General features: G+C 69.9%; 2 protein-coding genes. Both read right to left on the reverse strand.

The annotated features are described in order from the left end of the window. The coding region (locus ACE3O1_RS15500) for an aminotransferase class III-fold pyridoxal phosphate-dependent enzyme (RefSeq protein WP_374316583.1) at positions 1-707 on the reverse strand (707 nt) is incomplete at its 3' end. Between the two features lie 153 nt (positions 708-860). Beyond that, positions 861-1,956 (reverse strand): ABC transporter substrate-binding protein (locus tag ACE3O1_RS15505; RefSeq protein ID WP_374316585.1); only part of this gene is annotated, 1,096 nt, incomplete at its 5' end.

The raw sequence follows: 1,956 nt of genomic DNA on the forward strand, positions 1-1,956 counted from the left end.
CACAGTGCCCGCACCCCGGCGAGGTACCCCGGCGGCGGGATCTGGTTGCCGGCGGTGCCGGGCACCGACTCCAGCAGGATCGCGGCGATCGTCGCCGGTCCCTCGGACTGGATCACGCGCTCGAGGTGGTGCAGCGCTCGCGCCGACTCCTCCTCGGGAGTCGTCGCCCAGAACTCGCTGCGGTACAGGTAGGGGCCGAAGAAGTGCGCGTGGCCGCGGGCGTACTGGTTCGGCATCCGTCGCCAGTCGCCCGTCGCGACGATCGCCGCGCCGGTGTTGCCGTGGTACGACCGGTACGTCGAGAGCACCGTGTCGCGCCCGGTGTGGAGGCGGGCCATGCGGATCGCGTTCTCGTTCGCGTCCGCGCCGCCGTTCGTGAAGAAGACTTTGGCGAACCCTTCGGGGGCCTTGTCGAGGATGCGCTGCGCGGCGCGTCCGCGCGCGAGGTTCGCGGTGGCCGGGCCGATGGTCGCGAGCTCCGCGGCCTGCGCCTGGATCGCGGCGACGACGGCGGGATGCTGGTGCCCGATGTTCACATTGACGAGCTGGCTGGCGAAGTCCAGCATCCGGTTGCCCGCGTGGTCCCACACCACGGTGCCGGAGCCGCCCGCGATGACCGGGAGGTCCAGGGCCGCCTGCGCCGACCACGAGTGGAAGACGTGGGCTCGGTCGAGCGTCTTGGCCGTGGCGTCGAGGTCTTCCGGCATGGCGGTCCTTCCTGTGGCGTGATCCCCCTAGCTACGCTCGTCGGTCGATGCCCGACGGTCAACCGACGATCGCAGTCAGGCACACCGCCCTGTCAGACGGAATGTCCGGTCGCACCCCTCTGCAAGGGGGGCGACCGGACGGGATGGCCGGGGCTACTGGCCGCCCTCGGTGAGGACGACGTCGATCGGCGTGTACTCCCCGCCGACGTCGACTCCCTCCTCGGCGAGCTCGGCGAGTGCCTGCTCGATGTACTCGTTCGAGAACGCGGACTCCGCCGGCTCGGTCGTGATGAGCTCCAGGCCGTCCTGGTTCTTGGCCGAGAGCGCGCCCGCGACCGTCTGGTCCCAGGCAGCCTGGTCGACCAGACCGAAGTCGGCGCCGTTCCAGATGAGCTTGTTGACCTCGTTCATCTGCCACAGCTGGTGGACGGGGCCGACCGGGAACGCCGCCTCCGCGTTGGAGGCGATGTCATAGACGATCTCGGCCGCCTCCTCGGGGTTGTCCCGCGCGAAGATCCAGCCCTTCGTGACGGCCTTGAGGAAGCGCACCGCCGCGTCGGCGTACGCCGGGTCGTCGGCGAGGCGCTGCGTGTCGGCCCAGATGGCGTCCTGCAGCATCGCGCCCTCGGTGTCCTGGTACGAGATGACGTCGAAGTCCTCGGGCTGATAGAGCTCGCCGGTCTCGGGGTTGACGACCTCGAGGATCTGCGCCCACTCGTTGTAGGTCATCGCCTGGGCGGCGTCGACGTCGCGGTCCAGGAGCGCGTTCATCGAGAAGTCCTGCGTCGTGATCGACACCGTGCTGGCGTCGAGGTCCTCGGCGGCCATGGCCGCGAAGATCTCCCATTCGTTGCCGAAGCCCCACGAGCCGATGCGCTTGCCCTCGAAGTCGGCGACCGACTCGACGCCGTCGCCCTTCCACGACACCTGGAGCGTGCCCGACTCCTGGAAGACCTGCGCGATGTCGGTGAGCTCGACGCCGGTGGCCTCGAGGGTGCCCAGCACCTTCGGGACCCACGCGATGGCGAAGTCCACGTCGCCGGCGACCAGCGCGTCCTGCGGCACGATGTCGCCGCCCGACGGCACGATCTCGACCTCGTCGAAGCCCTCCTCCTCGAAGTAGCCCTGCTCCTGCGCGACGTAGTAGCCGGCGAACTGCGCCTGCGGCAGCCACTGCAGCTGCAGGCTCACCGAGGTGATCGGCTCGAAGTCCTCGCCGCCGCCGCCGTCGCCCCCGTCGCCGGAATCT

Origin of the sequence: Microbacterium sp. (genome assembly GCF_041909575.1) — a bacterium.
Lineage (GTDB): Bacteria > Actinomycetota > Actinomycetes > Actinomycetales > Microbacteriaceae > Microbacterium.